This window comes from Mesorhizobium sp. M7A.F.Ca.US.006.04.2.1 (assembly GCF_004022915.1).
Classification (GTDB): domain Bacteria; phylum Pseudomonadota; class Alphaproteobacteria; order Rhizobiales; family Rhizobiaceae; genus Mesorhizobium; species Mesorhizobium ciceri.
In genome coordinates this window covers 1-6,287 of record NZ_RZQA01000328.1, presented here as the reverse complement: position 1 = coordinate 6,287, position 6,287 = coordinate 1, and the positions used below count along the sequence as shown (strand labels likewise).

At 63.3% G+C, this 6,287-nt stretch carries 7 protein-coding genes; 4 read left to right on the top strand and 3 right to left on the bottom strand.

Features of this window, described 5'->3' with window-relative positions:
- On the bottom strand, positions 1–466 hold a 466-nt coding region (locus tag EN925_RS18250; protein ID WP_164894267.1), incomplete at its 3' end, for a phosphotransferase.
- A gap of 403 nt (positions 467–869) precedes the next feature.
- Between EN925_RS18250 and EN925_RS18245 the strand changes: the two genes are divergently transcribed.
- Positions 870–1,646 carry a DeoR/GlpR family DNA-binding transcription regulator gene (locus EN925_RS18245; RefSeq protein ID WP_127368764.1) on the top strand — a complete coding sequence of 259 codons (777 nt, stop codon included), beginning with the start codon at positions 870–872 and terminating at the stop codon, positions 1,644–1,646.
- On the opposite strand, the gene EN925_RS18240 is transcribed toward EN925_RS18245, so the two are convergent.
- A complete protein-coding gene (locus EN925_RS18240) occupies positions 1,643–2,542 on the bottom strand; it encodes an NAD(P)/FAD-dependent oxidoreductase (protein ID WP_127368765.1) in 900 nt (299 codons plus the stop codon). The two genes, EN925_RS18245 and EN925_RS18240, sit on opposite strands and share 4 nt — an antisense overlap.
- A complete protein-coding gene (locus EN925_RS18235) occupies positions 2,532–2,981 on the bottom strand; it encodes an Rrf2 family transcriptional regulator (protein ID WP_027161832.1) in 450 nt (149 codons plus the stop codon). The genes EN925_RS18240 and EN925_RS18235 overlap by 11 nt, the downstream gene beginning before the upstream one ends.
- Before the next feature lie 263 nt (positions 2,982–3,244).
- Here EN925_RS18235 and EN925_RS18230 point away from each other — a divergent pair, with 263 nt between their 5' ends.
- The 3 genes from EN925_RS18230 (at position 3,245) to EN925_RS18220 (ending at position 6,262) form a co-directional block, all read left to right on the top strand.
- The gene (locus tag EN925_RS18230) at positions 3,245–3,901 is read left to right on the top strand and encodes a DedA family protein (RefSeq protein WP_081714289.1); all 657 of its coding nucleotides are present in this window, start codon (positions 3,245–3,247) and stop codon (positions 3,899–3,901) included.
- Positions 3,902–3,976: 75 nt separating this feature from the next.
- Positions 3,977–4,888, top strand: a complete 912-nt coding sequence (locus EN925_RS18225) for a LysR substrate-binding domain-containing protein (protein ID WP_013528025.1) — start codon at positions 3,977–3,979, stop codon at positions 4,886–4,888.
- 219 nt (positions 4,889–5,107) lie between these two features.
- On the top strand, positions 5,108–6,262 hold the full coding sequence (locus tag EN925_RS18220) for an ABC transporter substrate-binding protein (RefSeq protein ID WP_013528024.1): 1,155 nt from the start codon (positions 5,108–5,110) through the stop codon (positions 6,260–6,262).
- The last annotated feature ends 25 nt before the right edge of the window (positions 6,263–6,287 follow it).

The window sequence follows — 6,287 nt, the reverse complement described above, 5'->3', positions numbered from 1 at the left end:
GCGTCAGCAGGCGCGGCAGGTCGCTGCGCTTGCGGCTGCCGCCTTCTTCAAGCGTGCGCCCATAGTCGCGAATGACATGGAACACCCAGAACATGAAACCGGCGCCGGAGACGTGAGTGGGCATCTCCCGGTGAAAGGCGCGCATCAGGGCTGCGACGCGGCCAAGATTGGCGCGTACGTCCTCGGCGAGATAGGTCTTGGCGCCGAGAAACTCTGTGACCATGATGCCCGGTTCGGCATGGCGGACGGCCGGCGCGAAACCGGCGGCATGCGCCGCCCGCGCCGTCATCACCTCGCGCTCGCGAAAGACATGGTGGAACGGATAGTCCTTGCCGAAGCGCACGACGTGTCGTCCCGCCGCGTCCGTGACCACATAATTCGCGTTGCTCAGACCGCCGGGCAGCGGTGCGATCTCGATGCCACCTGTCCAGCAGGGCAGGGCGCGGATGCGATCTTCGGCGGTCACGGAATCATCCCTGGTTTGCTGGGCTTCGACAAGGCGCCGTGAACAGCGCAACGACGGCGGGGAGAAACGTAAATAATCTCGTCGGTGCGGGACGCCAGGATCGGTATCCCGCACCGCACCGACGAGCCCCTTGGCCAGGTTTTTGAGCCCGGCATCCGCCCCCGCGGATCTGAAAATTCCTTGTACAGGCACGTTCCAAACGGCCTGACCACTGAGTTGCGTCTCTGCCCCCAGTCGCAGATCTGAAGCCTGTTGATGTCTTTGATTTCACGCCAGGGTTTCCCGCTTGTCAATAAAAAGCTGTGACTTTTTTTGGGTATTTTGCCTGAAAGCATAAGGTAGTTCCTTTAAAAGCAATTGAATTACCTTAGAATCGGTCAAGAGCATCAGTTCGGGAAACCAGATGGCCCAGTCCAAACGACACGGCGAGATCCTGCGGCTCCTGCAGGAAGAGGGCACCGTCACCATCGCCAGTCTGGCCGACCGGCTGGGCGTGTCGCTCGAGACGGTGCGCCGCGACGTCAAGCCGCTGACCGGTGATGGCTCTGTCCTCAAGATGCATGGCGCCATCGGCCTGCCGTCAATGATCGGCGAAGCGCCGTTCGAGCGGCGCATGCGTGAGAACGCCGACGTCAAGCGGGTCATTGCCCGCATGGTCGCCGCCACCATCCGCGACGGGGAATCCATCATGCTCGACACCGGAACGACGACCTCGTTCCTTGCGCGTGAACTGCTCGGCCACCGGCGCCTGACGGTCGTCACCAATTCCTCGGACATCGCCCGCACGCTGGCCACCGTCAACGGCAACAAGGTCTATATGGCCGGCGGCGAGCTGCGCAGCGATTCCGGCGCTGCTTTCGGCGCCTCGGCGATCGATTTTGTCAGTCGCTTCTCGGTCAGTCACGCCATCATTTCCACCGGGGGGGTCGACGCGGTGATGGGCGTCATGGATTTTGATCTGGATGAGGCCGAGTTCGCCCGCATGGTGCTGTCGCGCGGCCAGCGGTCCCTCGTCATCACCGATCACTCGAAATTCGGCCGTCTTGGTCTGGTCCAGGTCTGCGGCTTCGACAGCTTTTCCGAACTCGCCACCGACCGCTCGCCGCCGCACGACCTGGCCGCCGCCCTTGCGCAGGCCGGCGCCCGGCTCAGCATCGCCGGCGCGGAAGCCGGCTTCTAGCCGAAGACCAGCGATTGGTGGGCGCAGACGCCCGCAAAGGTGCCACCCGATACTGCAAAGGCGATGTTGTGCATCGAACGTGCCGCGTCGCCGGCGGCGTAGACGCCGGGCACGGTCGTCTGCTGCCTGTCGTCGACTGATATCACCGTGCCGAGGAGGCTTTCGGTGAAGCCGCAGCCGAGCTGTTCGGCCAGCGGGCTGGCCATGATATTGCGCGGAGCGGTGAACATCGCCCTGACGCCGGCCTTTCTGCCGTCGTCGAGGTGGACGATCAATCCGCCGGAGCCGTCTTCCTCTAGCTCGGCAACGTTGGTGGGCTCAAACCGCACCTTTCGGCTCTCCAGCGCGCGCATCTGCTCTGTGTCAGGTTCGAACAGGCCATTGCCGAACAGCGTGACATCGCCCCAATCGGTGATCAGCTGTGCCTGATGCATGGACATCGGACCGGTTGCGAGCACGCCGAGCGGCCCGCCGGAAACTTCGTAGCCGTGGCAATAGGGGCAGTGCAGCACGCTCTTTCCCCAGAGCTCGGCAAGCCCGGCAACCTCCGGCAGGATATCGCGCACCCCAGTGGCCAGTACCAGCCGTGCCGCGCCGAATGTCTCGCCACCCTCGGTGGTGATTTCGAAATCGCTGCTGCCAGCGGCTAGGGCCTTGTCGGCGCGCCCGTCGACAACCCTGGCTGCCGGATAGGCCAGTAGTTGGCGCCTTGCGTCATCCAGGATTGCGCCGGGCGCGCGCCCGTCATGTCCGAGGAAGCCGTGCGAATGCTCGGCAAAACGGTTGCGCGGCCGGCCGGCGTCGATCACCAGCACCTTGCGTCCTGCCCGCGCCACCTGGATGGCGGCGGACAGGCCGGCAAAGCTGCCGCCGACGACGGCAAGATCATACTGCATGGCTGGAGACTCCAATGAGGTCAAAACGGCGGCGGAAATCGGCGGTCAGGTCAGCCAGCGTGATGCGGCTCAGCTTCTCCGCCAGCAGCCTTTCGGCGGCGATGCGAAAATCGTCGAGCACGGCGATCACCGCCTGCTCGACGAGGCAGCCGGGGCTTTCCGGATCGGTGCTGAACGGCAGCAGTGTCTCGCCAAGGGCGACGCTGATCTCGGCCAGGGATATTTTCTCGGGCGCCCGCCCGAGCAGCCAGCCGCCACCGTGCCCGCGCGACGAGGTGACGATGCCGGCGTCGCGCAAGCCTGCGATGGTGCGGCGGACCACGACCGGATTGGTGTGGATGAAGGTGGCAAGCTGCTCGGAGGTCAGCGCCTGTTCGGGCTTCTCGGCCATGTGGACGAGAATGTGCAGGGTAGAGGACAGTCGGCTGTTGCGCTTCATGTAACTTAGTTAGTTACGATTGGTGTCGATGTCAAGCACGTCTCATCCGCGCCGAGGCGCAATGTCCACGCAATCCATTCGCGGCAAACAGAACCAGTCGGTGCGCGATTCACCTCGTATGCCGGCGCCAAGGCGTCGGACCCGACATATGCAACGGATTTCGGGTCCGACGCTGACTGCAGCAAACGCCACGCCGACCGATCGAAGCGTTGGATCCAGGATGAAGGTTGCCTGATGCTTTGTCTTTTCTCCAGAGATGGACCGTGGCACCGTTTGGTGTCGGCGTCACCATGTCGCTTCGCATGACGGGGCCGCTGGCAGCCATCCTCGGCTTCGGTCTGTTGGGCGTTTTCTGCCTCGCCTTCACCGAAAAGATCCTGCCAATTCCGCCCTCGCATGTGCTGCTGCTGTTCCTCGGCATGACGGCGGCGCCGGATGCTTCGACGCTGGCGATCCTGCTGATGGTGACGACGCTTGCGTCCGCCAGCGGCTGCCTTGTCTGGTATGCGGTCGGCCGCCGGGTTGGACCTGACCGTGCCGACAGGCTGGTCGAGCGTTTCGGCAAGTACGTGTTCCTGCGTCACGCGACCTACCGCAGGCTCGGCCAGGCCTATCGGCGCAATCACGTCCGGGTGTCCTTGCTGGCGCAGTTCATCCCGACTGTGCGCAATTACCTGCCGATCGCCGCCGGCGCACTCTGCCTGCCCGCTTTGCCCTTCGCGGCCGCGACGCTGCTCGGCGCCACGTTCTGGAACGCGGGCTTTCTCACCACCGGCTATCTGCTGCGCGGCAGCGGCCGGGACTCCTTCACGGTGGGCCTGCGCATCATTGTCATCGTCGTGGCTCTGGAGACGGCATTCATGCTTGCGCTGCGCTATGGCCCCGCATGCCGGCGGCGCATCAAGTTGGCGCTCGGTTGAGCGCCAGCTCTCAGGTCATGGGATAAGCTCTGCAGTCGGCTTTCCTTCATTCGGCCGCCGGTGTTTAGTCCGGGCATGGCTTTCACCATCCGCCAGCTGCAGTTCTTCATCGCCGTTGCCGAGCAAGGCACGGTCTCGGGCGCCGCCCAGAACCTCTCCATCTCGCAATCGTCGGTCACCGAAGCGATCAAGGAACTCGAAAGCGATCTCGGCGTCGAACTGTTCGAACGCCACCCGCGCGGCCTCAACATCACCCACAAGGGTCACCAGTTCCTGCGCCATGCGACGAAAATCCTCGCCGATGTTTCCGACGCGCGCCGCTCTTTCTCCGGCGAGCAGGCGGTGGCGGCCGGCCGGCTGCAGCTCGGCGTCACCTCGCTGGTCGCCGGCTATGTGCTGTCGGATCTGCTCGCCCGCTACCGCCGTGCCTATCCGGGCGTCGAGGTCTCTGCCATCGAGGACAATGGCGATTATCTCGAACACCTCCTGATCGGCGGCAAGCTCGACATTGCCGTCATGGTCACCTCCAATTTGCGCGACCGCACCGCGTTGCAGTCGGAAATCCTCGAAGTCTCGGCCTATCGGCTGTGGCTGCCGCTCGGTCATCCGCTCGTCGGCGCCGACATCATCAGCATTGGCGACATTGCCTCCGAAACGCTGATCATGCTGACCGTCGACGAGATCGAGGAGAATACCGGCAAGCTGCTGACGGCGATCGGCGCCAAGCCGCATGTCGCCTTCCGCACCCGTTCCGTGGAGGCCGTGCGCAGTCTGGTCGCCACCGGTGCCGGCGTGGCGCTGCTGCCCGATCTCGTCTACCGGCCCTGGTCGCTGGAAGGCGACCGCATCGAATCGCGCGATATTTCCGGCTCCTTGCCGGTGGTCCAGGTCGGCATGGTCTGGCGGCGCGGCTCCGGTCTGCCGCAGGCCGCGCGCGATTTCATCGGTCTTGCCCAGTCGCAACGGACGGTCCGCCAGCGTCCCTGAGAGGCCGGCTGCACATCTATCGGAAAAACCGATATCACCCTTCTGATAAATGAATTTGCGAAACCGGAATTTTCAAAGCACTTTCGGTTCAGGGACCAAAGCCGCCATCAGAGCGGCATCAAGCCCAACGGACGAACTGACAGTTTTCAGTCCGCGCGTGACCCCTAACGAAGACCGAAACCGGCTTTCAGGGTCAGGCGCCTAAATGGGAGATCGACAATGAATTCATTCCTGAAGTCATGCACTGCTCTGACGGTCGCGCTGACCTTTTCCGGTCAGGCCGTCGCCCAGGTCAAGGAACTTGGCAAGGGCGAAGGCCAGGTCAACATCGTTGCCTGGCCGGGCTATATCGAGCGCGGCGAAACCGACAAGGGCTATGACTGGGTGACCTCCTTCGAGAAGGAAACCGGCTGCAAGGTCAACGTCAAGACCGCCAACACCTCCGACGAGATGGTCTCGCTGATGAATGAGGGCGGCTTCGACCTCGTCACCGCTTCGGGCGATGCCTCGTTGCGCCTCGTTGCCGGCAAGCGCGTGCAGCCGATCAACACCGATCTCATCCCGAGCTGGAAGACGGTCGACGAGCGCCTCAAGGACGCGCCGTGGTTCACCGTCGGCGGCGCCCACTACGGCGTTCCCTACCAGTGGGGTCCCAACGTCCTGATGTACAACACCGACGTGTTCAAGGAGGCTCCCAAGAGCTGGAACATCGTCTTTGAGGAAATGAAGCTGCCGGACGGCAAGTCCAACAAGGGCCGCGTCCAGGCCTATGACGGGCCGATCCACATTGCGGATGCGGCCAACTATCTGATGTTCCACAAACCGGAACTCGGCATCAAGGATCCCTATGAACTGAACGAGGACCAGTACAAGGCGGCGCTCGAATTGCTGCGCGTCCAACGCACACTGGTTGGCCGCTATTGGCACGACGCCGCCATCCAGGTCGACGATTTCCAAAACGAAGGCGTCGTCGCTTCCGGCTCGTGGCCGTATCAGGTCAACACGCTGGTCGCGGCCAAGAAGCCGGTCGCTTCCACCATCCCGGAGGAGGGCGCCACCGGTTGGGCCGACACCACCATGATGGAGGCCGACGCCGCCAACCCCAACTGTGCCTATATGTGGATGGAACATTCGCTGTCGCCGAAGGTGCAGGGCGATGTCTCAGCCTGGTTCGGCTCACTGCCCGTCGTGCCCGCCGCCTGCAAGGGCAATGAGCTTTTGACCGACGAGGGTTGCAAGACCAACGGCTACGAGAACTTCGACAAGATCAAGTTCTGGAAGACGCCGGTGTCGAAATGCGCCACCCAGAACGATCAGTGCGTGCCCTACTATCGCTGGGTGTCGGACTATATCGGCGTCATCGGCGGACGATGAGCATCCTTACCTCCCCCTTGTGGGG

Excerpts from the sequence above, each read along its gene's own strand:
- EN925_RS18225 (WP_013528025.1), top strand. The coding sequence starts at position 3,977 with ATGGCTTTCACCATCCGCCAGCTGCAGTTCTTCATCGCCGTTGCCGAG.
- EN925_RS18245 (WP_127368764.1), top strand. The coding sequence starts at position 870 with ATGGCCCAGTCCAAACGACACGGCGAGATCCTGCGGCTCCTGCAGGAA.
- EN925_RS18240 (WP_127368765.1), bottom strand. The coding sequence starts at position 2,542 with ATGCAGTATGATCTTGCCGTCGTCGGCGGCAGCTTTGCCGGCCTGTCC.
- EN925_RS18235 (WP_027161832.1), bottom strand. The coding sequence starts at position 2,981 with ATGAAGCGCAACAGCCGACTGTCCTCTACCCTGCACATTCTCGTCCAC.
- EN925_RS18220 (WP_013528024.1), top strand. The coding sequence starts at position 5,108 with ATGAATTCATTCCTGAAGTCATGCACTGCTCTGACGGTCGCGCTGACC.